The organism is Streptomyces sp. TLI_146 (assembly GCF_002846415.1).
GTDB lineage: Bacteria > Actinomycetota > Actinomycetes > Streptomycetales > Streptomycetaceae > Streptomyces.
The window spans coordinates 810187-833791 of the sequence record NZ_PJMX01000001.1 but is presented as its reverse complement, the minus strand read 5'-3'; the positions used below and the strand labels follow the sequence as shown (position 1 = coordinate 833791).

At 70.8% G+C, this 23605-nt stretch carries 22 protein-coding genes; 12 read left to right on the top strand and 10 right to left on the bottom strand.

Annotated elements, in window-relative coordinates; genetic code table 11:
• The first annotated feature begins 19 nt into the window (after positions 1–19).
• Together BX283_RS03760 and BX283_RS03755 are read left to right on the top strand one after the other, a co-directional pair.
• Positions 20–760, top strand: a complete 741-nt coding sequence (locus BX283_RS03760; RefSeq protein ID WP_101386235.1) for an alpha/beta hydrolase — start codon at positions 20–22, stop codon at positions 758–760.
• A gap of 348 nt (positions 761–1108) precedes the next feature.
• Positions 1109–1771: a deoxynucleoside kinase gene (locus BX283_RS03755; RefSeq protein WP_101386234.1), complete on the top strand. Its 663-nt coding sequence runs from the start codon at positions 1109–1111 to the stop codon at positions 1769–1771.
• Positions 1772–1950: 179 nt separating this feature from the next.
• Here BX283_RS03755 and BX283_RS03750 read toward each other — a convergent pair whose 3' ends face one another.
• Entirely contained in the window at positions 1951–3261 is a 1311-nt protein-coding gene (locus tag BX283_RS03750) for an SgcJ/EcaC family oxidoreductase (protein ID WP_180357035.1), read from the bottom strand.
• A gap of 181 nt (positions 3262–3442) precedes the next feature.
• On the opposite strand from BX283_RS03750, the gene BX283_RS03745 reads away from it, so the two are divergent.
• Complete coding sequence (locus BX283_RS03745) at positions 3443–3964, top strand: MarR family winged helix-turn-helix transcriptional regulator (RefSeq protein WP_101386232.1); 522 nt, start codon at positions 3443–3445, stop codon at positions 3962–3964.
• 415 nt (positions 3965–4379) lie between these two features.
• Positions 4380–5147, top strand: a complete 768-nt coding sequence (locus BX283_RS03740) for a hypothetical protein (RefSeq protein ID WP_101386231.1) — start codon at positions 4380–4382, stop codon at positions 5145–5147.
• 183 nt (positions 5148–5330) lie between these two features.
• Here the strand turns inward: BX283_RS03740 and BX283_RS03735 are convergent, their stop codons facing one another.
• Complete coding sequence (locus tag BX283_RS03735; protein ID WP_101392108.1) at positions 5331–6560, bottom strand: CdaR family transcriptional regulator; 1230 nt, start codon at positions 6558–6560, stop codon at positions 5331–5333.
• A 435-nt stretch (positions 6561–6995) separates the two neighbouring features.
• Between BX283_RS03735 and BX283_RS03730 the strand changes: the two genes are divergently transcribed.
• The 3 genes from BX283_RS03730 (at position 6996) to BX283_RS03725 (ending at position 9539) form a co-directional block, all read left to right on the top strand.
• Positions 6996–7787: a DUF4394 domain-containing protein gene (locus BX283_RS03730; protein ID WP_257584233.1), complete on the top strand. Its 792-nt coding sequence runs from the start codon at positions 6996–6998 to the stop codon at positions 7785–7787.
• Positions 7788–7949: 162 nt separating this feature from the next.
• Positions 7950–8045, top strand: a complete 96-nt coding sequence (locus BX283_RS42395; protein ID WP_373979107.1) for a putative leader peptide — start codon at positions 7950–7952, stop codon at positions 8043–8045.
• A 69-nt stretch (positions 8046–8114) separates the two neighbouring features.
• Positions 8115–9539, top strand: a complete 1425-nt coding sequence (locus BX283_RS03725) for a sulfatase (protein WP_101386229.1) — start codon at positions 8115–8117, stop codon at positions 9537–9539.
• A 50-nt stretch (positions 9540–9589) separates the two neighbouring features.
• On the opposite strand, the gene BX283_RS03720 is transcribed toward BX283_RS03725, so the two are convergent.
• Complete coding sequence (locus BX283_RS03720) at positions 9590–11038, bottom strand: PepSY domain-containing protein (RefSeq protein ID WP_101386228.1); 1449 nt, start codon at positions 11036–11038, stop codon at positions 9590–9592.
• 113 nt (positions 11039–11151) lie between these two features.
• Positions 11152–11814 (bottom strand): hypothetical protein, encoded by a 663-nt coding sequence (locus BX283_RS03715; RefSeq protein WP_306822774.1) that lies wholly within the window; start codon positions 11812–11814, stop codon positions 11152–11154.
• Between the two features lie 441 nt (positions 11815–12255).
• On the opposite strand from BX283_RS03715, the gene BX283_RS03710 reads away from it, so the two are divergent.
• Positions 12256–12705, top strand: a complete 450-nt coding sequence (locus tag BX283_RS03710; protein WP_101386226.1) for a DUF4395 domain-containing protein — start codon at positions 12256–12258, stop codon at positions 12703–12705.
• A gap of 7 nt (positions 12706–12712) precedes the next feature.
• The gene (locus BX283_RS03705) at positions 12713–13141 is read left to right on the top strand and encodes a thioredoxin family protein (protein ID WP_101386225.1); all 429 of its coding nucleotides are present in this window, start codon (positions 12713–12715) and stop codon (positions 13139–13141) included.
• Positions 13142–13200: 59 nt separating this feature from the next.
• On the opposite strand, the gene BX283_RS03700 is transcribed toward BX283_RS03705, so the two are convergent.
• Positions 13201–13698 (bottom strand): YbaK/EbsC family protein, encoded by a 498-nt coding sequence (locus BX283_RS03700; RefSeq protein WP_101386224.1) that lies wholly within the window; start codon positions 13696–13698, stop codon positions 13201–13203.
• Positions 13668–14606 (bottom strand): DMT family transporter, encoded by a 939-nt coding sequence (locus BX283_RS03695; RefSeq protein WP_101386223.1) that lies wholly within the window; start codon positions 14604–14606, stop codon positions 13668–13670. The genes BX283_RS03700 and BX283_RS03695 overlap by 31 nt, the downstream gene beginning before the upstream one ends.
• 65 nt (positions 14607–14671) lie before the next feature.
• Between BX283_RS03695 and BX283_RS03690 the strand changes: the two genes are divergently transcribed.
• Together BX283_RS03690 and BX283_RS03685 are read left to right on the top strand one after the other, a co-directional pair.
• Positions 14672–15619, top strand: a complete 948-nt coding sequence (locus BX283_RS03690) for a LysR family transcriptional regulator (RefSeq protein ID WP_101386222.1) — start codon at positions 14672–14674, stop codon at positions 15617–15619.
• 197 nt (positions 15620–15816) lie between these two features.
• Entirely contained in the window at positions 15817–17151 is a 1335-nt protein-coding gene (locus BX283_RS03685; protein WP_143676376.1) for a hypothetical protein, read from the top strand.
• A 39-nt stretch (positions 17152–17190) separates the two neighbouring features.
• Here BX283_RS03685 and BX283_RS03680 read toward each other — a convergent pair whose 3' ends face one another.
• From BX283_RS03680 to BX283_RS03665, 4 genes are all read right to left on the bottom strand, one after another.
• Complete coding sequence (locus BX283_RS03680; protein ID WP_257581879.1) at positions 17191–17994, bottom strand: GNAT family N-acetyltransferase; 804 nt, start codon at positions 17992–17994, stop codon at positions 17191–17193.
• Positions 17995–18124: 130 nt separating this feature from the next.
• Positions 18125–19375: a hypothetical protein gene (locus BX283_RS40455; protein ID WP_180357034.1), complete on the bottom strand. Its 1251-nt coding sequence runs from the start codon at positions 19373–19375 to the stop codon at positions 18125–18127.
• A complete protein-coding gene (locus tag BX283_RS03670) occupies positions 19372–20832 on the bottom strand; it encodes a phenylacetate--CoA ligase family protein (protein ID WP_101386220.1) in 1461 nt (486 codons plus the stop codon). The genes BX283_RS40455 and BX283_RS03670 overlap by 4 nt, the downstream gene beginning before the upstream one ends.
• A 274-nt stretch (positions 20833–21106) precedes the next feature.
• Positions 21107–21604 carry a hypothetical protein gene (locus BX283_RS03665; RefSeq protein WP_101386219.1) on the bottom strand — a complete coding sequence of 166 codons (498 nt, stop codon included), beginning with the start codon at positions 21602–21604 and terminating at the stop codon, positions 21107–21109.
• 319 nt (positions 21605–21923) lie between these two features.
• Here BX283_RS03665 and BX283_RS03660 point away from each other — a divergent pair, with 319 nt between their 5' ends.
• Positions 21924–23603: an RICIN domain-containing protein gene (locus BX283_RS03660; protein WP_143676375.1), complete on the top strand. Its 1680-nt coding sequence runs from the start codon at positions 21924–21926 to the stop codon at positions 23601–23603.
• The last annotated feature ends 2 nt before the right edge of the window (positions 23604–23605 follow it).

The following is a 23605-nucleotide window of genomic DNA, read 5'->3' as shown; positions in this document are numbered from 1 at the left end:
ACTCCCGAAAGGCACGACCATGCACTTCACTTCTGAACAGCGTCTCGACGACGGCGTCCTCGAGCGCGGATTCACCCTCGGCGAGATCCCCGGCATCCTGTGGACGCCCGCATCGGCGTCCGCGTCCGCACCGGTGCCGCTGATCCTGCTCGGCCACCCCCCGCTCGGCCTGCACAAGATGTACTCCCGGCTGGTGGCCCGGGCCCGGCAGGCCGCGGCGGACGGCTTCGCCGCGGCCACCATCGAGCTCCCCGGAAGCGGGGAGCGGCCCCGCTGGGCCGCCGCCGAAGAGGCCCGGGCCGACCTGCGCCGGGCGATGGAGGCCGGCGGGCCGGTCGGCGAGGAGATCGTGGACCGGCTCGTCCTCCCGCTGGTCGACCAGGCGGTCCCGGAGTGGCAGACCGCTCTGGACGCCCTCCTGCCGCTGCCCGAGATCGGCGGCCCGGTCGGGTACTCGGGGGGAGTGATCTCCATCGGGACCCGGCTGGCAGCGGTCGAGCCGCGCGTCTCGGCCGCCGTTCTGTTCGCCGGGAGCCTCGTGCCTCGCGTCATGTTCGAGGAGGCCCGACAGGTCACCGTTCCGCTGCACGTCCTTTTGCAGTGGGACGACGAGGGCAACGACCGGCAGGCGGCCCTGGACCTGTTCGACGCCTTCGGTTCGAAGGAGAAGACGCTGCACGCCAACATGGGCGGCCACACCGGCGTCCCCCAGTTCGCGGGAGACGCCGCGGCCCGGTTCTTCACCCGGCACCTGAAGTGAGGCCGGGCCGTCGGCCCGTCGCGCCCTCGGGGGTGAGGTCCTTCGGCTACGACGGGTTCTGCTGATCCGAGCCGTGCCGATGGGGCGGGCGGTGGCGCTCTGGCAGGTGGGGGGCGCGTGGCCGTTTATTCTTCAGGGTGGCCGCGACAGGGTGGGCGCGTCGCGGCAGGTGCGCAACGGCCGGTCCGGCTGTTCCAGAGCCCCGGCTTGCGCCGGGGCTCTGGCCTGGACGAGGACCACATGATGCTGAGCACGAAGGCCGTGGGGGAGTGGGTGACCCCGTTGGCATGCGTCTCGGCGATGTGGGCCTCCCGCCCGCGCACAGATGACCCCGGGGAGAAGTGAGGTATGGCAGTGATCTGCGTCGGAGGCATGATCGGGATCGGCAAGACGAGCGTGGCCGAGGTGCTCGCCAAGGAGCTGGGGAGCACGGTCTTCTACGAGAGCGTGGACGACAATCCGATCCTTCCGCTGTTCTACACGGCGAGCCCCGAGGAGATCCAGGCGAAGCGCTACCCGTTCCTGCTCCAGCTGTACTTCCTGCAGACGCGGTTCGCCTCGATCAAGGAGGCGTACAAGCAGGGCGACAACGTCCTGGACCGGTCCATCTACGAGGACTGGTATTTCGCCAAGGTCAACCACGATCTGGGCCGGATCAGCTCCCTCGAGATGGGGGTGTACGAGGGACTGCTCGCCGAGATGATGCGTGAGATCGACGGCCTGCCGTACCGCAAGGCACCCGACCTCATGGTCTACCTGAAGGCGGACTTCGAGACGGTGCTGCACCGCATCGGGCTGCGGGGCCGCGATTTCGAGCAGGACGACGCGCTGGTCGAGTACTACCGCACTCTGTGGTCCGGCTACGACGACTGGGTGCACCGGCACTACTCGGCCAGCGACGTCCTCGTCGTCGACATGAACCACACCGACGTGGTGAACAACCCGGAGGACGCGGCCCGTGTGGCGCGGGAGGTCAAGGAGGCGCTGGCCGCGGCCAGGAGCCGCGTCTGAGCCCTCCCGCGCGGGTGCCTCCGAGGGGGACCCGGGCCGAGGTGTCGCCCGGCGCGGACGAGAACCACGATGTCCCGCCGGGTGCTCTTCGTTACAGAACAGGTTCCGGCCGGATGGGCCGGGCCGACTCCGACGGGGTGCCGTCGGAGTCGAGCCGCGAGGGGCGGGCGCCCGGCGCGTCAGCCGGTGAGGACCCGGGTGTTCTGCGCGGCCGCGATCCGCCAGCGGCCGTTGTCCTTGGCGAGGACGTACATCGGGCGGCCTTCCGGCTGGTCCCCGATGGGCTGCCCGTCGAGGGTGACCGGCCGCTGGCGGACGTTGACCGCGGCGACGTCCGGGCGGACGAACAGGATCCGCACGACCTCGTAGGTGGCCGTCGACTCCTTCATCGCGCCGGGCAGCACCTGGCGCGTGAAGCCGTCGATCTCGTCCCAGCCGGACAGCCGCTTGCCGTGTGCGGTCGTCCACACCGGGTGCTGCTTGCGGAAGTTGCTCATGAACGCGTCGACGAGCTCGTTCTGCTGCGCGTACTGGACGCCTGCCACGAAGCGGACGATGGCCTCGACGTCGGCCTGCTGCCCGTCGGCCGCACCGAACACCTCGATGCCGTCCGTGTCCACCCGCGGGTACGAGACCTCGCGTACATCGGCGAGCGCTCCCGCGTGCCGAGGCAACCAGCCGAGGCCTTCACGCGCCGCGTCCCCGCTGACGGTCTGGTCGAGGGCGAGCGCGTCGGCGAACGGTGCGCCGAGCTCCGCGCGGGCGTCCTCCAGGGGCCACGACTGCGGCTCGCCGTCGACCCCGGCCGCCGCTCCGGCCGCTGCCGCCAGGTCGCGTACCGGGACCGCGGATTCGGAGACACCGTGCCACAGGCTGCCGGCGGGCGCCTTCTCGACGGTGGCGACGAACAGGTCGGCCAGGTCGTCGACGTGCACCATCGGCCAGTGCACGGCCTCCGCACCGACATACCTCGGGGCCCCGTGCTTGCGGGCGAGGTCGACGAGCAGCGCGGGTATACCGCCGCCGTTTCCGTGCACGATGCCGGGGCGGATCACCGTCGCCCGCACACCGGCGTCGGCGGTGTCGAGGACCTGGCGCTCGATGGCCGGGCGGTATCCGACGATCGGCAGCGGGTTGACCGGGGCGTTCTCGTCGGCGGCGGCCGGGCCGGTGGCGCCGAGGACCCATACGCCGCTCGCGTAGACGAACGCGCGCCCGGTGCCGCGCAGCGGGTCGGTCAGCGCGGTGATCGCCGCGGCGTCCACCGCGGCGTCGCCGGTCGGGGGCGCGAGGTTGATGACGGCGTCGATGTCGGAGGTGACGGCGCGGGTGAGGGAGGCGGGGTCGGTCAAATCTCCGACGCGCTGCTCGTGTCCGGCGTCCGGGCGGTCGGCGCGTACCAGCGCGACCACTTGGTGACCGGCGTCGGCCAGGTGCGCGGAGACTGCGGAGCCGATGTAGCCGGAGGCGCCGATGAGAAGGACCTTCACGGGGATCACCTTTCGCGGAAGCCGAGCGCCCTGCTGGACGCCAGGTCGAAAATTTCGATGTCGAAATATTAACCACGGGGTCTGGCTGACGTCAAACACTTCGACGTCGAAGTGTTAAGCTCGGGGTGAAATCGGTTCGGCGTGCCGTCGGCGCGAGGCGGCAAGCCCCAAGGGAGGACACATGGCGGCAACCCCACCCGGCGACGGCGTGGACGCGATCATCCGGCAGTGGCAGGAGGTCCGGCCCGACCTCGACTGCTCGCCGATGGCCGTCATCGGCCGCTTGTCGCGTGCCTCCCGCCTGCTTGAGCGGGCCTTGAAAGAGCACTTCGCGCAGTACGGCGTCGAGCCGTGGGAGTTCGACGTCCTCGCGACGCTCTACCGCTCGGGCCCGCCGTACACCGTCAGCGCGGGAGAGCTCAGTACGGCCGCGATGGTCAGCTCGGCGGCGCTCACCAACCGCATCGACCGGCTCGTCGACAAGGACCTCGTCGACCGCGAGCTCGACCCCACTCACCGGCGCCGCGTCCTCATCTCCCTGACGGACGCGGGCATCCGCGCCATCGAGGTCCTCGTGCAACACCACTTGGCCAACGAGGAACGCCTCCTGGGCGGGCTGGCCCCCACCGAGCGCACACAACTCGAGCGGCTCCTGCGCACTTTGCTGATCTCCCTCGGCGACCAACCGCAGACAACGGCCTGACGGACGCCCTGGACGCCAACGGCCACACGGAAACGGTCCCGGTCGTCGTCGGGGTACCGATCACACCCTTCCCGTAACGCCGTTGGTCCGCCCCGAGCCCGGGCGGCGGCAGTCGGTCCCTTACCCTCGCTCTTTGTCCCGCGCCGCATTCGTTGGGGCGCGGGACATGTGCGTCGGCCCGCTCCTTGGCGGTGCCCGTGGCAGCAGGCGGGAAGGTTGTACGGATCTCCATCTCGATCGGATGCAGGTGAGGTTGCGCCGTCATCACGATCGGGGGCGCCGGCCCACCGGGGCGGCCTTCCCTGATGCGACGGCGCATAAATTGATCTGCACACGACGTTTCCGCAGGTCCACGGCATGGTGGGCCCGTGTGCAGGCGTCGTCGTCCCCTGATCCAGAGAGAGCTGATCCCATCATGCGCCGCACCACCGTCCGCCGTACCGCTGTCACCGTCTCCACCCTCTCGCTGGCCCTGCTCGTCAGCGCCTGCGGCTCGGACGGGAAGGCGGCCAAGGACGAGCCGAAGGGCAAGACCTCGGCGAGCACGTCCGCGGCCCCGGCGGGCAAGGCCCTGTCGCAGGCCGAGGTGGACAACCTCGTACTGGCCGAGGCCGACCTGAAGGACCACAAGGTCACCAAGGCCACCGAGGCGGACTTCGCCACGGCCAAGACCGTCACCACCGACAAGGCCGCGTGCACGCCGCTGGTCGACGTGATGGCGCTGCGCGGTGCCGGTAAGCCCGGTGCGACCGCCACCCGCAAGGTCATGGCCGTGCCCAAGGCGCCGGGCGCGAACGCTTCGGCCGAGGAGAAGGCGAAGGCCGGCCTCAACGCCCTGGGTGCCACGATCACCGCCGACACCGTGGCCTCCTACAACGGCCAGGGTGCGGCCGATGCCCTGGCGGCCCTGAAGAAGGCGGGCACGGACTGCGCGGGCGGCTTCGCCCTGATCGCCGGAGGCGACAAGACCTCCTTCACCAAGGTTGCCCCGGCCTCCTACACCGCGGGTGACGAGGCGGTCGCCTTCACCCTCACCGCGGACCTGGACGGCGAGACCGGCACGGCCCACCTGGTGGCCGTCCGCAAGGGCTCCACGCTCGCCACCTTCTACGCCCAGAGCCTCGCCGGCAAGGCGGAGCAGCCGAAGGCTGTGATCGACGCGCAGGTGAAGAAGCTCGGCTGACGGGACGAAGGCGTCGGCGTGCGGCCGACGCCGAAGCCAAGAGGAAGCTGGCGGATTTGCAAAACTGACAGCCCGTGACCGGTGCGCCGGCGGCTCCTGGCGGGCGCACCGAGCCGGAGCGACCGGCCGAGTGCGCCTCCGTGGCACGGAAGTTCTCCTGGTTCCCGGGGGCGCGCGTCCGGTTCAGCGCCATGCTCCCGACAGGCGTCGCGCGACGACTGAGCTGAGGATCCGCACGCCGTGTGTCGAGCCCGGGTCGATGCCGGTGAGCTCCTGTACCCGGCGCAGGCGGTAGTCCAGGGTACGCGGGTGGACGTTCAGTGCCGCCGCCGCGGGCCCGCGGCTCATGTCGTAGCCGTAGTAAGCGTCCAGCGTGACCAGGAGGTCCGGGCCGGAGGCCAGGCGCCGGGCCACCGTCTGGAGCCAGTCGTCGGCGAACGGTACGTCCGCGACGGCGAGTTCGACGAAGACGTCCGCCAGGGTGTGCGGCCGCAGCCGCGCGGACGCCCGCCGCAGCGGGGCCGCCCGGCTGATCCGCCGGGCCCGGTCGAGCGCGTCGGCGAGCTCGGACGCCGGTGCGGTGGCGGTGCCGGCGGCACAGGGGCGGCCGAGGGCCTCGGCGAAGTCCCGTACGAGATCGGAGACGCGGTCGGACACGAGGTGGTCGGGTGCGGCGTGCCGCCGTACGGGCTCGGCGGTGCCGGGCACCACGGGTACCAACGCGATCAGCTCACCGCCCTTACCTGCGCCTTGCGGGCACCAAACGACCGGCACCTGGTGCGTCTTCACCAGTGCCTCGATCTCGCCTTCCAGGTCACGATCGCCGCCGAGGCGGTCCGGCACCCGGATCACCGTCACCGCGCAGTGCTCGGGCAGCTCCATGCCCACGGCCAGAGCGAGTTCCGCCGCCATGGGGTCCGCGGTCAGCAACGACCTGGCCAGCAGAGCGACCTGCTCGACGTACGGCAGACGGCGGCGCAGCACCCTCACGAAGCCCTGGCAGTAGGCGCCGATGCCGCGCACGCCCTGCGGGGCGAACCAGCCCATCATCTGCATGAGTTCGTCGACACCGCCGCCGCGCTGGGCATCGGTCGCCTCGTTGATCTCGCGCAGCATGAGTGCGGTATGCAGTCGCAGAACCTGCTGCCGTGACTCCAGCGACATTCCCGCATCGGCCCGTGTCTCGCCCATCGAGGCGATGTAGGCGAGGTCGTCCTCGGTCAACATGCCGCTGCTCGGGGCGAGTTCGTTCGTGCGGCGCCGGAGCCACAGCGCGTACTCCAGCGTCTCGGCCCTGTCCCGGGGGGACGCGTCCAGGAGCCCGAGCTCCGGAATCTCGCGTACGTACGCCTCGACCTCCCGGCGCGCGTTGGCAGACGCCTGCCGGGCCAGCTCCGCGAAGAGACTCCCCATGGACGGGAGCATGTCCGTCGCGGTGAACCTTCGGCAGTCGAAAACCGGACGACGTTCATCACTCCGCGTAAATCGATGACGGGTGTATCGGCGACGGGTTTGTCAAAGGGCGCAAACTTCCCGTGAGGTGACGTTCTTGACGCCCTATCTGCTTGTAGGCCCGTGGCGGCGTGGGCTTAATGGGAACCACATAACCCCGCACGGGGAAGCGTCGCGGAGATCGCCCATACCGCACTCCGCGAATCAGTCGGCGAATCACTCTTTGAAGCACTTCCCCTTTTCGCATGCGTACGCCCGCCATGTGCGGGCTTGAGCTCCAACTGAAGGGAGACACCAGTGAAGGCAGGAATGAAAACAAGAGTCAGCACCGGGGTCAGACGGGGAATCGCCGCGGCCGTCGCGGTCGTGTCCGTATCCACCACGCTCACGCTGAGCATGCCGAGCAGCGCCTCGGGCGCCGCCGCCGGCCTGCGGGCGTTCGGGATCACCGGCGACGGCACCCTGATGGCCACCTTCACCACCGACCGGCCCACCGTGCTCGACTGGGTCAGAGCCGTCACCGGCCTCGTCGGCGACCAGAAGCTGATCGGGATCGACTACCGGCCCCAGGACGGCCTGATGTACGGAGTCGGCGACCAGGGCGGCATCTACACGATCAAGACCCCTCCGGCCACCTCGGACGTGGTCGTCACCAAGGTCTCCCAGCTTCAGGTCGCGCTGTACGGAACCAACTTCGACATCGACTTCAATCCGGCGGCCGACCGGCTGCGCCTGATCAGCGACAACGGTCAGAACCTGCGGCACAACCTCTACGACCACACCACGGTCGAGGACACCATCCTGACCACCCCTCCGGCCACCGGCCCGGCCAGGGGAGTCACCGCGGCCGCCTACACGAACAACGACCTCAACGGGGCCACCGCGGCAACGCTGTTCGACATCGACACCAAAGCGGACCACGTCGTCATCCAGGCACCGGCCAACAACGGCACCCTGTCCCCGACCGGATCCCTCACCATCGACGCCGGTCCCAACGCGGGCCTGGACATCTTCAGCAACCTCACCAACGGCAAGACGACCTCGAACATCGCCTTCGCCTCACTCACTCCGTACGGCTCGAACATGCCGTCGCTCTACAACATCAACCTCCTCACCGGTGAAGCCACCTCCGTGGGCCAGTTCCCCCTGAACATCACGGACCTGGCCATTACCCTCACCGGAAGCTGAGCGTTGCCGGAACGCACCTCCTCGCCGCGGCCCGGGTCCCCGCGGCGAGGCTCAACGACTCTCGACTCTGTGCCCGTTGCGGTGCCCGGAGTGCGAAGCCCTTGTTAACAGGCGGGCCCTTTCGTTGACAGGTATACAGGCCCTCGGCGAGGCTCCTGGCTCATGCAGCTGCCCGGTGACCCGACGGTCACGCTTGTGGAGCGCCGCCACGTCGACCTGGTCCGTGTCGCGAGCGCCATCTGTCGTCGCGCTGCCTGAACCGACTCCCTTTCGGATCTCTCGGGTACGTGACGCCGTGGTGCGCCGTGCCCTGCTCAGGAGCGCACTGTGTCCTCGTACGAATCCAAGCTGTCCCGGCGCGCCTTCGGCGGTGCCGTCGCGGCGGGCGCCGCCGCCGTCGGCCTGTCCGCCGCCGATGCCCAGGCACAGACCCCGCCGGAGGAAAGGCCGTTCAAGGCCGCGCCGCACCGGGGCGCCCGTCGGCCCAACATCCTCTTCATCCTTGGCGACGACCTCGGCTGGGCCGATCTCTCCTCCTACGGCGCCCCGCACATCAAGACCCCCAACCTGGACCGGCTCGCGCGGCAGGGGGTGCGGTTCACGGATGCCTACTCCGGGTCCGCGACCTGCTCGCCGACACGGTTCAGCCTGTACACCGGACGCTTCCCCGGACGTACGAAGGGCGGTCTCGCGGAGCCGATCGCGGACAGGTCCGTCGGGCTCGAACCGACGCATCCCACACTGGCCTCGCTGCTGCGCGACGCGGGCTACGCGACTGCCCTCATCGGCAAGTGGCACTGCGGGTACCTGCCGGACTACTCGCCCACGAAGTCGGGCTGGGACGAGTTCTTCGGGAACTTCGGCGGCGCTCTGGAGTACTACTCGAAGCTGGGGCTCGGCGGAGAGTACGACCTGTACGAGGGAGACGTACGGGAAGGGGATGCCGAGTACAAGGATCTGCGCTACTACACGCGCATCCTGACCGAGCGCGCGAGTGAGTACGTCCAGCGCGACCACGGCGATCAGCCGTGGCTGCTCAACCTCAACTTCACCACCCCGCACTGGCCGTGGATCGCGGACGGGGACGAGGAGCAGAGCGCCGAGATCGTACGCAGGATCAAGGCGGGCCAGAAGGGGGCACTCTGGCACCAGGACGGCGGCTCCGTCGAGAAGTACGCGGAGATGGTGCAGGACCTGGACCGGTCGATCGGTGAGGTGCTGCGCGCCTTGAAGAAGTCCGGGCAGGAGCGGGACACCCTCGTGTTCTTCGCGTCGGACAACGGCGGTGAGCGCTTCTCGTACAACTGGCCCCTGTCGGGCAACAAGTCCTCGCTCCGGGAGGGCGGCATCCGCGTGCCGACCATCGTGCGGTGGCCCGCGCGGCTTGATGGCGGGCAGGTCAGCCATGAGCCGGTCTTCACCCCGGACTGGACGGCGACGCTCCTGGAGATCGGCGGGGCACGGCCGCATCCGGCGTACAAGCTGGACGGGACGAGCCTCGCCCCCTATCTCCTGAAGGGCGAGCGACTCGCCGAGCGCGAGCTGTTCTGGCGTGTGCGTGGGGAGCGGGCGCTGCGGCGCGGGGACTGGAAGTACTACCGGGGCAAGGGCGGTCAGGACCAGCTGTTCAACCTGGCCGAGGACCGGCGGGAGCAGGCCGACCGCGCCGTGGACGAGCCGAAGCTCCTTGGCGAGTTGAAGGCGGCGTGGGAGCGGACGGACAAGGAGCTGCTGCCGTATCCGGGCGAGTGACGCCGGGCCCGATCCGGGGAGGGCCCGCCGGGCAGGCCCTCCCCGGTCCGCTAGGCCGACCGGGCCCGGCGTACGAGACCGATGGTCACGTCCAGCACCAGGAAGGCGAGCAGGGTCACGCCCAGGACCGGCAGTGCCCAGCCCAGCGCGGCCAGCGCCGGGACACCCAGGACGAGGACGGGCAGCGGCAGGCCGCGCCACGCGCCGCGAGCGGGCGCCTGGCCCAGGCGGGCGGCACGGTCCTCACGCGTCGGGCGGCGCTGCCACCACATCCGGTAGCCCCAGAAAGTCACGAGAACCAGGCCGAGTGCCACGACGGCCAGCACGATCTGGTTGACGACGCCGAAGAGCACACCCATGTGCCCCTGCACACCCAGCTTGCTGAGCTTGGCGAGGAGCGGGTGGTCCGCCCACCGGGTGCGCGCCGTGACCTCGCCCTTGGCGGTGTCGACGGCGACCTGGTCGTAATGGACCGGCCAGACGTTGTCCTTCTGCGCGACGGTCCAGGCGCTGGAGGCGTCGGCGGCGGGCGTCACCTGGACCGTGCCGCCCAGTCCGCTCTTGCGGGCAGTGGCGAGGGCCGCGTCGAAGGCGGCCGGATCCGGGTCGGCGCTCTTAGCGGCACCGCCGTGGCCGCCGTGGCCCGCGTGCTCGCCGCCCGCTGCCTCGGCCGCGGGCTGGGCGCCCGGCAGCAGGGTGTCGAGCTCCGGCGCGTGGCCCTTGGCCGCGTCGAGCAGCTGTCCGAAGCGGTCGCCGGAGTAGTGGGACCAGGTCAGACCGGTGGCGCTCAGGAAGAACAGGCCGAGCGCGAGCCAGACGCCCGTCGCCGCGTGGAAGCTCCGGGTCCGCCGTACACCGCGGGCGGCGCGGTCGGGCAGCAGGACGCCCCGTGCGGACTTCGCGCGCCGCCCGCGGGCGCGGCCGATCCACAGCACGAGACCACCCGCGACGATCACCCAGAGCCAGCTCGCGGCGACCTCGGAGTAGAGGCGTCCGGTCTCGCCCAGGTGGAGGTTCTTGTGGAGGTCACCGAGCCAGGACGTCAACGGCGTCGATCCCCACGACGTGGTGAGTTCACCCTGCACCTTCGCGGTGTACGGGTCGACGAAGACCGTGCGCTGTTTCTCACCCAGCTCGGGCACGGACAGCACCACGCGCGTGGTGTCATCCGGCTCGGCCGGGGTGACGACGGAGGCGAGGCTGCCCTCCGGATGCGCGGCACGTGCCGCGGCGATCTGCTCCGACAGCGGACGCGCCTGCTCGCCGACCCGTTCGACGCGCAGCTGGTCGCCGTAGACGAGCTGGTCGAGCTGCGGCGCGAACGTGTAGATCAGGCCGGTGAGCGCGGCGACGAGCAGGAAGGGGGCGACGAACACCCCGGCGTAGAAGTGCAGCCGTACCAGCAGGGCCCGTACGGCCTGCCGGGAGCGCCTCGGAGGCGCCGGCTCGGCCGGTGAAACAGATCTCTGCTGATCTTGATCAATGATGGTTGAAGACATGCGTGTTCCCCAAAGGGGTACGCGAGGCCCGTTGCGGGCGGCGCGTACAGCGAAGCCGATAGGTGATGGGAGCCGCCGCGAGAGCGGCGGGTGTCGTGATCGCGTACGAGCGATCAGGCGGGAATCACCGGGGGAGGGCCTCGCCGGGGGCGGCAGCGGGTGAACAGGACGCCGAGGCGGACGTGGCCGGTCGCGGGAGGCGGTGGCAGCTGCCGCTTTGGCGGTACGGGGAGCGATGGCGGGGTGGCGAAGCGCAGACGCGGCAGGACCAGGGCGGCCAGGCGCCGCAGCATCCGTTCCCCGTAGATGACGCACAGCGCCGTCCCGAGCGTGGCAACGGCATGCGCCAGTGTCATCCCGGCGGTCATCACATGTCCGGAGCCGGCGTGGGCCATGCCCGCCATGTCCATGCCCACATGTGCGCCCGGTGCGTGGCCGGGCATCGCGTGCTGCTGGCTGGCGCTGCCAGGCATCGCGGGCATGGCGGTCATCGCGGGCGAGGGGCTGCCGTCCGGCATCGACAGGTGGTGGAACGCCAGGTGGAGGCCGAACTGCGTCGCGCCCAGCGCGAGCGTGGTCACGTCGAAGCGCCGTCGACGACCACCGAAGAGGACGGTGCCCACAACGGTCAGAGCGGCGAAGACGAGACCCAGCCCACCGGGCCCGGGCAGCCGGCCGCCGGCGGCGACGTGACCGACCGCGCCCAGTAGCAGGCACACGGAAGCGCAGAGCAGGCCCTTGGAGGCCCGCCTCAGCCAGCTGTCCGGTCCGTGCACCGGCACAACTTATCCAGTGCTCACCGGGCCGCCGGTGCGCCGCACGAGGGGCTCCCGGTGGCCGGGGGACAGGCGGTTTCCTGCCGAGAGGTCAGTGGGCGGGCGGCGGGCGGGAGTTGCTCCGGGCGGCGCGCGGGGCCCTGCCGAGGAGGGGGGAGGCCGCCGCGCCATGGTGGGTTGAATCACAGGAAGGATCAAAGAGGTATACAGGGCATTACGGGAGGATATTCACGTACCTCCCCGCGAGAGGTGGCCCGTATGCCCAGCAGGTGAGCGGTGATTGACCGCGGCGGGGGTCGCTGCTGCAATGGCGGTATGTTCTCCGCGACGTTCCTGGTCATCAGGGCCCACATCGACTTCGGCCGGGTGTGGTCCGCCGGGTGTCGCTGACTCTGCGCGCCCGATTCATCTGGATCCGTCCGTATCGTCCCGGAGTACGTCATGCCCGAACCCACCCCCGGTGTGCCCGTCCGAATCGACCCGCGCGGGCCGCGCTTCGCCGCCGGGCTCACGACCCTCGTCCTCCTTCTGGTCCTGGCCACCGGCAGCGGCGTGCTGCTTGTCGCGCAGGCCGTCGTCTTCGCCCTCGGGGCGATTCTGGGATTGCGCTGGTCCCCGTACGGCTGGCTCTACCGTCGGCTGGTCCGTCCCCGTCTCGGGCCGCCGCGGGAGCTGGAAGACGAGCGGCCGCCGCGGTTCGCGCAGGCGGTCGGCCTGGGCTTCGCAGTTGTCGGGGCGGCCGCTTACCTGTCCGGCGCCACCTGGCTCGGCATCGCCGCGAGCGCCGCGGCACTCGCGGCGGCCTTCTTGAACGCCGCCTTCGGCTACTGCCTGGGCTGCGAGCTCTACCTGCTCGGCGTCCGCGGCCGGGCCCGGCTGAGCCAGGGGTGAGGCAGCCGTGAGCGATCCGACCGGGCTGATCGTGGCCGCCGTCGTACTGGCGGCCGCGACCGTCTTCGGGCTGGCCCGCGCCCGCCGCGACGGCAGGCTGCGCGACGGCGGCCGGGGCGACGCGCTGCAGCTGTCCTCCGACGAGCTGGGTGCGGCGCTCGGCGAGCGGGCGACGCTGGTGCAGTTCTCGACGGCCCTCTGCGCGAGCTGCCCCGGCACCCGGCGCCTGCTGGCCGACGTGGCCGCCCGGACGCCCGGCGTGCGCCATGTGGAGATCGACGCCGAGGCGCGGCTTGACCTGGTCCGTCGCGTCGAGGTGCTGCGCACGCCCACGGTGCTCGTCCTCGATCGCGCCGGTCGCGTCGTGCGCCGTGCCTCCGGCCCGCCCACCAGGGCCGACGTGGCGTCGGCGGTGGAGCTGGCCCTGGCGGACTGAGGGAGCGGCTCGCAACGGGTGCGGGCGGCGGAGCCTGACGCGGCGTCAAGCGCGAAGTGTCAGTTCCCTACGGGACTGGCGATGTGTTCGACGCGCGGCTCGGCGACTCTGGTGTAGTCCGCCCCGGAGATGGCCAGCGAGCGGTCGAGGCGGGCGGCGTTGAAGTAGAGGCAGGGCTGGGCGATGACGTCCGGGTCGGCGACGAGTTCGAGTTCGGGGTCGAAGCTGAAGGGCAGCACGGTGCCGGGGACGGCATGGGCCAGCCGCTCGGCCGTCGCCGCGTCGCAGAAACCGACGTAGCGGGCTGCGAACAGTGCGCGGATGGCGTTGAGGTCCACACGCCGGTCGCCGGGGACGACCGCGAGCACGTAACGAGTGACCCGCCGGTCGATCTTGACGATGAGGACGAGGCATTTCGCTGCTTCCGACACCGGGTGTCCGCGCAGTGCGCTGACGGTTTCGGTGGTGCCTTCCGGTTCGTGGTCGATGAGTTTGTACGGGGTTGACGTGCTGTCGAGCAGGTGGATCAGACGCTCGTAGGTGTCGTTGCCGGACATGGGAACTCCTCTTTGCGGGCGGTGCGGTGGGTACGTTCGATGCTCTGTCCCCAGTACGTTCCGGTGACCATGAGCGTTGCTCCGAGGGCGGCCAGGACGGTGACCTTTTCGCCGCCGAGGCCGATCCCGGCCGCGACGGCCCAGACGGGTTCGGTGCCCAGGAGCAGACTGGCCCGGCTCGCGGAGGTGTTCTGTACCGCCCAGGTCTGGGCGAGGAAGGCGAACACGCTGCAGAGCAGGGCCAGATAGAAGAGCTGGCCCCAGACTGCGGCATCGACCTCACTCAGCCTCGGCAGGCCGCTGGAGGCCGGCACGGCGAACAGCACCGAGCCGAGAACCGTCTGGACGGCCGTGAGCTGCAAGGGCCGGACAGCGCGGCCCTGCGTCAACCGCCCCACGAGCGCGACATGCACCGCGCGCACCCCTGCGGCGGCGAGCATCAGCAGGTCGCCGGTGCGGGGAGCGTGGAAGCCGCTGCCGGCCATGAGCAGTGTCACGGCCAGCAGGCACACGCCTGTGGCGGCGAAGAAGTGCGGGGGCAGTCGGCCGTTGCCCGCCGTGCGGTCCAGCAGCGGGGTGAGCACGATGGTGAGGCTGATGATCAGGCCGGCGTTGGCGGCGCTGGTGTGCGCGACGCCGTACGTCTCGAGAACCAGGACCGCGGCCTGGGTGACCCCCAGGAGGGAGCCGATACGTATCTCATCTCGCGTGCAGCGCTCTTCTTGCCGGAGGGCGACGAGGGCGAGGCAGGCGATCCCGGAGATCGCATACCGCGCGAACAGCACGACGAGGACGGGCAGGGCGTGGGTGGCTGTCTTCGCGGCCAGGTAGCTGGAGCCCCAGACGATGGCGACGAGCAGAAGCACTGCGTCAGTGCGGCGGGCGTGGAACACCCCCCTACGCTGCATCGCTTCCACTCTGAAGCCAAGGACGAGACTCTTAAGAGATCTTGAAGTATCACTACACTGAGAGGGTGAACGAACGACAGTTGCAGATCTTGCGGGAGCTCGGCGAACTGGGAAGCGTCACCGCGACCGCCGAGGCGCTGATGATGACTCCCTCGGCGGTCTCCCAGCAGCTGCGACTGCTGCAACGCTCGATCCCCGTCCCGCTCACCGAGCGTGCCGGACGGCGGCTGGTGCTCACCGACGCCGGGGAGGCCCTGGCCGGAGCGGCCATCGAGGTGGAGAGTGCGCTGGCCAGGGCACGGCACACCATCGAGGAGTTCATCGCCCGGCCGGACCTGGGGGTGTCGGTGGCGGCTTTCCACAGCGCGGCCGCCGCGTTCTTCCCGCTGCTGCTGCGCGGCAGCGGCGGCTCGGAGCGCCCGCAGCTCTCGCTCGCCGACGAGGACGTCGCGCAGGACCACTTCCCGCCGCTGACCCGGGACTACGATCTCGTACTCGCCCACCGTCTCGACCACGCTCCACCCTGGCCGGCCTGGGTCGCCGCCGGCACGTTGCTGCGCGAACCGCTCGACATCGCCCTGCCTGCCGACCACCCCCTTGCCGCCAAACGACGCCTCACCCCGCACGACGTCGCCGATCAACCCTGGATCACGGTCCACGACGGCTTTCCCCTGATGGCGACCATCGACGCCATCGCCACCGCCGCGAACCGGCGGCTCAACATCGTCCATCGCATCAACGAATTCGCCGTGGTCGCCGAAGTGGTGGCTGCCGGAGGCGGCCTGGCTCTGATGCCACGCTGGACCACTCGTCCGCATCCCGCGCTGGTTTTCCGGCCGCTCAGCGGTGTGCACACCCGACGCCACATCGATGTGCTGCACCGGCCCGAACGTTCCGCACGGCGAGCCGTACGGATGGTGCTCAACGAACTCCACCATGCGGCCGCGACGATCCAGAACCGCGACGGCAACGTGAGGTTGGGTGCGAGCGAGACACCGCCTGACGAAGCGTAAAGCGGCGCGTTGCCATCCGGGATCCGGCAACCGGCATCCGGCTTCACGGGCACTGCGGTGCCGGACCCGCGCTGGCTGGTGCCCTGACCGGCGCGGGAGGACAATGGGAGGTGGTCCCCCCACCCCCACCTTCCCCCATGTTCTCCACTGTGCGGCTGGTGCGTCGATCGTTGATTGCGGTACTTCTGAGCGCCGCGATGAGCGTGGGACCCCTCGTTTCCACGTCCCTGGCGGCGGTCGGTACGCGGCTGAGGGTGGAGGAACTCACCCTCTCCACCCATGAGGGACCGCCCGGAACACTTGTCTCGGTCACCGGCACCGGATTCGATGTCTGCGGCCAGGCGACGCTCACCTTCGACGGCCAACACGCGACACCCGCGGAGGTGCATATCCCTAAGATTTCCGGCACGATCAAGGTCCCACAGGACGCCACGGTCGGGCCGCACCACACGATCGAGGCGGCCTGCGACTCCGGCAACGCCTATCAGGCGGATGATGAGTTCACCGTGACCAGCGGTGGCGGCACCACGACCGACGAGCACCAGACGCTGACGCTCGACCCCGACCATGGATCGGTCGGAACCCCCGTCAACGTCCAGGGCAAGGGGTTCGCGCAGTGTTCCGCCAAGACCGTCGACCTCTACGTGCTCAACGGGCCCGCCATCGCATCCGCGATCCCCGTGACGGAGAACGGCGATTTCTCGTACAAGGAGGTCGTCCCGGACCCGACGCCCCCGGATACGTACACCTTCCGGGCCGCATGCACGGGTGAACCGGACGTCTACGCGGACGCCTACCTCGTCGTCGAGAGCCCCGCGAACCCTGTCCTCTCCCTTGACCCGGAGCAGGGCGAAACAAACGCAACCCTGAAGGCGACCGGCACCGGGTTCAGGTGCCCGAACGTCGACTTCCTGTGGGACGGCGGCGAGTCGCCGTTCGCTTCCGCCGCCGTCAAGGAGCCGGACAGCTTCACCACGGAGATCACGGTCCCGGCCGACGCGCAGCCGGGCAAACACATGGTGCGGGCCGTCTGCGCGGCTTATCCCGAACAGTACGACGATTCCGCGTTCACGGTCACGGCCAACGATGGCACCGACAACGGCGGTACTGACAATGGCGGCACCGACAACGGCGGTACCGACAATGGTGGAACGGACAACGGTGGTACGGACAATGGCGGCACCGATAATGGCGGCACGGACAACGGCAGTACCGACAACGGGGGAACGGACAACGGCGGTACTGGCGGTGGCGGTGGCGGTGGCGACCAGAGTGTTGCCGTCGGGTGGGTCGTCGGCCCCGCTTCCCTCGGTGCGGCACTGCTCCTGGCCATCGCCGCAGCCGCCTACTTCGGTCGGCTGCACCGAGGCCCGCGCTGGGTGCGCGGCCACGTCCGCGCGACTCTCCGCCCGGCCCCCGCAACCGCCGACCTGACCGAACCGCACCCGTCCGGCGAAGGCCCCACCCGAACCGTCCGGCTCGACCCCCACGCGGACCCCGGCTCCGCGGCCATCGAGGAGACGGACCGATGACGACGACCACGGCTCCGCCCAGTCAGGCCTCGGCGACGGTCACTGTGAGGACCACCAGGTCGACGCGGTGACGGCGGTGTAGCCCAGCGACTCGTACAGTGGACGGCCGAGCCGTGAGGCGGTGAGTGTCACCGGCAGGTCCGCGATGGGCGCGAGCGAGCCGAGCATGACGGCCCGCCCGGCGCCGCGGGAGCGGTGTGCCGAGGGTGTGCCGACCCAGTAGTGGCTGCCGAACCCCTCGTGGACGACGGTGACACCGGCTCCGACCGTCTCGCCGTCGAGGACGGCGAGGAACACGTCCACGCCCGGCCGCTCGGTCAGCGTCGCGGGGAACAACTCACCGGGGCGGTAGGGGGTGAATCTGGTCAGCTCGAAGCCATCGATCACGATGCGCTCGGCGGCCTCCAGCTCTTGCGTCCCCTGGACCCGGATCACCTCCATCGAGGGGGCGGGGACCGGGCTGGGCGGGCGCACCATGATCGGCATCTGCCAGTTCCGCATGCCCAGATGGCTCAGGTCGGTCGAGCTGAACGGATCCTCGGCATCCACCGGTCCGGCCGATCGGGCGGCCAGCTCGGTCAACTCGGCGAGCTCGTGCGGGTCGAGGTCGGATTCCTGGAGCAGGAATCGCGTTCCGGCGCGCTGGTCGCCGAGCACGGCCAGGAAGCCGCGTCGGCGGACCACCTCGTGGCCGCGGGACTTTCCGGTTGCGGCCCAGAGCGCGGCGGAGTTGCGGGCCTGGTGTATGGCCGCGTCGTCGAAGGCCGCGGGGTGATCCGGGCGGTCCTGCCCGGTCCGGTCCTCGACATGGGCGTCGGGGGTGGTCTGCGGCGTGTCGGCCATGGGTGGCTCCTGTTCGGTGACTGTGCGGTGATGCAGGCGAAGGTGCGGGCGGGGCCCGGGTCGAAGTCGGCTCGGGTCCTCGTCGTGCCTCCAACCTAACGACGCAATGTCCCGGATAGTTGGGCCGATCTCAACCGAGATTTCCGGGCCATTCGTCTGCTGAGGTTGCTGCTGCGATCTCGCCCGAGCCCGCATGAGGCGGTCGTACTCGCGCGATCCGTTCCGCGTCGTCACCGCCACCGACTGGTCGGGGAAGTGCGGCCCGCCCAGGCCCAGTTCGGGGAAGTGCAGCCTGCCCGGCCCCAGTTCGGGGAGGATCGACCGCAGGGAGGGCTTGCGCTTCCGCTGCCGTACCGCGTGGCCGCACTGCGACGACCACCGGAATCGCGGTATGCCCGGCCTCGCGGGCCGCGCGGCGGGCGCCGCCGGGGGAGGGGGCGTGGCCGACCGCACGGCCCTCGGTCACGGCCAGCCATCCTGCGTCGCGGTGCTGGTCGGCGATCGCCAGGGCGACGGCCGCGTCCTGCCCGTGGAAGGGGTCGGCGGACGGCTCGACGGCGGTGCCGCGCCAGTCGACGGTGCGGCGCTCGGGTCCTCGCCGTGTGCGCCAGTAGGCGTACTGCGCGACGATGCACGGGCCGAGCCCGGTCAGGAGCGGTACACCGCCGTCAACCCAGCCCGCGACGGCTCCCGCGAGCACCACGGACACCACGCACAGTCCGATGACCGCGCCGCACCAGCCGGCCACCCGCCCGAAGGCCTTGGCGGCGACGAGCGGCCACAGGGCCAGCAACAGGCAGTCACCGAGCCCTGCCCCGATGGGTGAGGTGCCGTCGTCGACGGCGAGCATCGGTCCGAGCGGCATACCCGCGAAGTGGTGCACGAGGTCGGCGGTGACCGAGGTCAGCCCCGTGGCCAGCAGGTCGTACGGTGCCAGGAGACCGGCCAGCGCCGCGACCTGCCCGGCGGTCATACCGGTCTGCGCCCACAGGTTGCTGACCCCGATCACCGCGAGAGCCAGCAGCAGATCCCCCGCGGCGATCCGCACGGGCACCCATCCCGCCAGATGCGCGCAGAGGATGAACGCACCGAGGGCCAGCGTCCCGGCCGCGCCGCGCCGGCCGCCCACGACCGGGGCGAGGCCCATGGAACAGGCGCCCAGGAAGACCGCGCCGAACGCACAGGCCGTCAGAGCCCGCGGCAGATGCAGGTAGATCGGGGGCATCGACACCAGGGTGACGGTCATCACCGCGATGTCCGAGCGGACGAAGCGGCCCACCGGTGGACGCGGCATGCGGACGTGTCGCAGGTAGAGCGCGGCGAGTGCGATGAGCACCGCCAGCGCGGTCAGCAGGGTGAGGGCCTGGGCGAGTCGGCTCATGGGGCACTCCGTGCCGGCTGGTGACGTGGGGAGGGCAGCTCGAAGCTGTGCTCGGTCAGATCGGCTCTGACGCGGCAGGGTTCGGGGAGTTCGTCGGGATCCTCCAGCAGTATGACGCCGCTCAACGGGAGGTCGTCGACCCGTTCCTCGACCCGGGCCAGCAGCGCCGCCGACGGGCGGTCCGCGACCACATACAGCCGGGGGCCGTCCGGACCTGGCGACACCGCGTACCGGGTCGGCAGCGGAAGCCGCCGTTCGGCCTGGAGGCGGTCGAGGACGGCACGTGGGGTGAGCTCCGCGGGGCCGTTGCTGTGCCGCCCGAGGATCCGCGAGGTGGCGGGCATGCCGTGCAGGGAGCAGGTCGGGGGTTCGGCGCCGGGCAGGCGGCGGACGAGGTCGCCGGTGTCGTAGCGCAGCAGGAGCGTGGTGTCGCGGTACTGCGTGTACGGGGTCACGACCAGGGTGCCGGTCTCGCCGGGCCCGGCCGGGGCGTGGGTCAGGGGGTCGAGCACCTCGATGTGGGCCTGTTCGGCCGAGAGGTGGAGGTGGCCCTCCTCGCAGGCCAGCCCGGCGGTCGGCAGGGTCTCGGTCATCGAGTACGTGTCGGTGACCCGCGCCCCGAACGCCTCCTCGGCGCGGCTGCGCAGCGGGTCGCTGAGCACCTCGCCGCCGACGAGGATCTGCCGCAGACCGAAGTCGGCGGGGTGCCAGCCGTCGCGTTCCGCGGTCTGGACGAGGCCGCCGAGGGCGGATGCGGTGACGATGAGGTGGGTGACCTGGGGTTCCTTGCCCGGCAGCCGCATGGGGGTGGCGAGTCGGTCGATGATGATCCGGGGGTCCACGGTCCCCATGGCGAGGAATCCGGCGCCGACCATCGCCAGCGCGCGCTGGACGGTGAGTTTGGCCAGGGTCGCCCGGGAGCTGATCGTGCTCAGGACGATGTGTCTGCTGCGCAGGGCGGAACCCATCAGGAACGACATGGCCGACAGCGCGGCGGCGAGTTCGAGTTCGTACCGCGAGAACCACACACTCGTCGGCGTGCCGGTCGTCCCGGTGGTCTGGGCCAGCAGGACCGGTTCGGAGCGCTCGGAGACGAAGGCCGACGACGCGGCGCGCAGCGCCGACTTCGGCGTGGGCGGCAGCAGCGCGAGGGTGTCGAGGGAGAGGTCATGGGGGCTCAGGCCCAGTTCGGCGAAGAGGCGGCGGTAGTAGGGAACGTGAGCGGCAGCTTGCCGTACCGTCAGTTTCAGCCTGCGGTCGGCCATCGTCCGCTGGATCTGCGGATCCGGCTCCGTGCCGCCCGGCAGCATCACGGCGGCTTCCTCGCCGGGCTCGCCGAACTCCTCGATCGTCGCCCGCAGATCGGCCACGGTACCCTCCAGGCCGCTCACGGTCAGGCGTCCGCCGCGCAGCATCTGCGCGCCGTACTGGATCTGCCGGATCATGGTCCCGAACACGTGCCCGACCTCCTTCCTCATGGCGCGGGTGGCCGGTGAGGCACCGGCCACCCGCTCGGGTTCAGTCAGTGGCGATCAACGCGCGGACCGTCAGCCGCTGGTGAAGACAGCGGCGGTCATCGTGCTGGCCGCGTAGCGGAAGTAGCGTCCGAAGAGCGCGATCATGATTCCTCCGTGGGTTGGTTCGGTTGAGTTGACCTTCTGGTTCCGCCGGGGCCGGTGCGTTCTCGTGCCGCGGGAAGATCACGGCGTGCCCGGCCACGGCAGTCTGTGGCTAGCAGTGCATGTCGCCGGAGCCCGGATCGACGACGCCGGCGCCGCTGAAGTCCCACGTCGGCGTGGTGCCGACACAGCGGGCGGTGCCGTTCGAGTTGTTGATCTGCACCGAGCCCTTGTAGCGACGATCACTGCTCGGGTTGCTGTAGATGGACAGCGGCGTGGTGGTCCACCAGGCCGTGCCGTCGAAGACCACGACCGGCTTGTCGGGGCCCAGGCTCCAACTGCCGGAGTTGTGGACGAGGATCTGGCCGGAGGAGTGCGTCCAGTTCGTGTTCCAGATGTGCGCCTCGGTGTATACGGTCTTGTCGCAGTCGTTCCACCCGAGGTAGTAGGTGCCGATGCTCCGGCTCCCGCCCCAGATGGTGTGCGACGGCCCGAGCATGTGGGTGCCGCAGGCCTGGGCCTCGGTCGCGCCGATGGCGGAGAAGGTGAGACTGGAGGCGGCCACGCCGAGCGCGACCAGAGCGGCGCGTGTACGCCCGCGGTTCTTCATGCATCCCCCTGATAGGTGTGGTGGGTCGCCGGATCGGTGACCAATGGGTCGCACGCGCGCCGTTTGACCGATGCGATCCAGCCAACGGCAGGCCATGCGGTGGACGGCACCATGGAACGGGTGTTCCCTGGTGGCGTTCCATGGCCCGACTCTGCCGGGCGACGGAGTTGGCCGCGCGGCCCCGACGTGATCCGCGCAGGTCAGCCGGGGGGAAGGGGGCGGACAAGCGGGGTTGTCCGCGGACAACTGGGGGATCGACATGCGTAGAACAGGGCGACCGCAAGGGGCACCGAAGGGGGCGACGCGAGCGGCGGATGCCTTGGCCGGATTCTTGGGGGATCTCACCGCCGAGCTGACGGTCCGTGAGCTCGCCCAGCGGTACGGCGGCGGCAAGACGATGTGGAGCGACTACCGCAGCGGCGCCCGGATCATTCCCCTCGGCAGGCTCAACTCCGTCGTACGGGACCGGGTACGCGACGGCCGCGGCCGCCAGGCGCTGCTCCAGCGGGCACACCGACTGCACGAAGCGGCGCTCGTCGCCGAGGCGGAGGCGGGTCCCGGCCTCAAACTCGACGAGGCGCTACGGCGTGCCGAGGCCGATCTCGCCGAGGCCGAAGGGCTCGTACGGAGCCTGCTCTCCCTGGTGGGCAGACTGCTCGGGGACAAGGAGGACCTGCGGGCCGGTGCGCCGGAGCCGGAGCAGCGGCGCGGCGCGCCCGAGGCGGCCGACACGTCGGCGCCGGACGCGGAGGAGGGCTCCGAGGCGACGGCGGACGGCCTCGTGGACCGGGCCCTGCGGCAGTTGGAGGCCGTACGGTCCCTGCGCCGCGGTGCCCGGCACATCCTCGGGCAGGCGCGGGCCGAGAGCCGGGCCGCACTGCCCGCCGGGTCCACGGCTTCGGTGGCAGCCGGCACCGACCTGGTGCTGGCGCTGGCGCGAACGGCCGATGCGCTGGCCGACACCGGGCACGAAGTGGAGTGCCTCTGGCGGGAGCACCGGGCGGCAGAGGGCCCGCCCCTGCAAGGTGTCGTCCTGGAGCGGACCGACCGTCCTTCCGCGGCGCCGGTCATCGCGCAGACGCCTTTGCCGCCGCTGCCGTACGACATCACGCCCCCGGCGCCGGTACCGGCAGATGCGGCCGGGCAGCTCGTCGTCGCCGCCCCGCGCGGCGGCCGGGTCCGCTCGTCGCTGGCCGTGACCGCCGTCCTCGCGGTGTTCACGGTCCTGGCGGTCGCCGTGTCCGCGGCGACGGCCGTGGTCGTCGTGGAACGGGAGCGGCCCGCCGCGCCCGCGCCCGCCTCCCGGGAGGTCCAGCCGTACCTGCTGCAGTACCAGTCGCCTTCCGCCGACACCGGCCGATCCGCGACTCCGCTCACCACCCCGCCCGGCAGCCCTACCTCCGTGGCTGCGCCCCCGCCGACCGCGACCCGGCCCGCGGCCACGACGGCGCCCGCACAGGGAGGCGGGTTCGTTGCGCCGCCCTCGCCGCCCGCTGCGGCCAAGCCTGCCGCGACCGGCCCCACGCCGGCACCCACGTCCACGCCGGAGGCGCCGGACGCCCCCAACGGCCTGTTCCGGCTGGCGAACGCCGGAAGCCACCTGTGCCTGGCCGTTCCGGCGGGAACCCCGGCCCCTGCGGACGGGATGGTCCAGAGCGGCTGCGGTGAGAACCCCGCGCAGCAGTGGCACCTCACCCGGGAGACGGCCGGTCCACCCGCCGTCTATTCCGTCCGCAACCGGTTGAGCGGCCTTTGTCTGTCCGTCCAGGGCGCCAGGGTCGAGAACGACGTCTCCGTCACCCACTATCTGTGCGGCGACCGGCAGGGACTGTTCCCCGACCAGTTCTGGACGCTGCGCTACCGCAGCGCCTTCCGGGCCTGGCAGCTGGTCAACGTCCACAGCGGCAAGTGCGCGGGTTCCAGGGCGGGTTCGCGGGACAACGAGCCGGTGCTCCAGGAGGACTGCCGTGACGACCCCTGGCTCATGTGGCAGACCTAGTC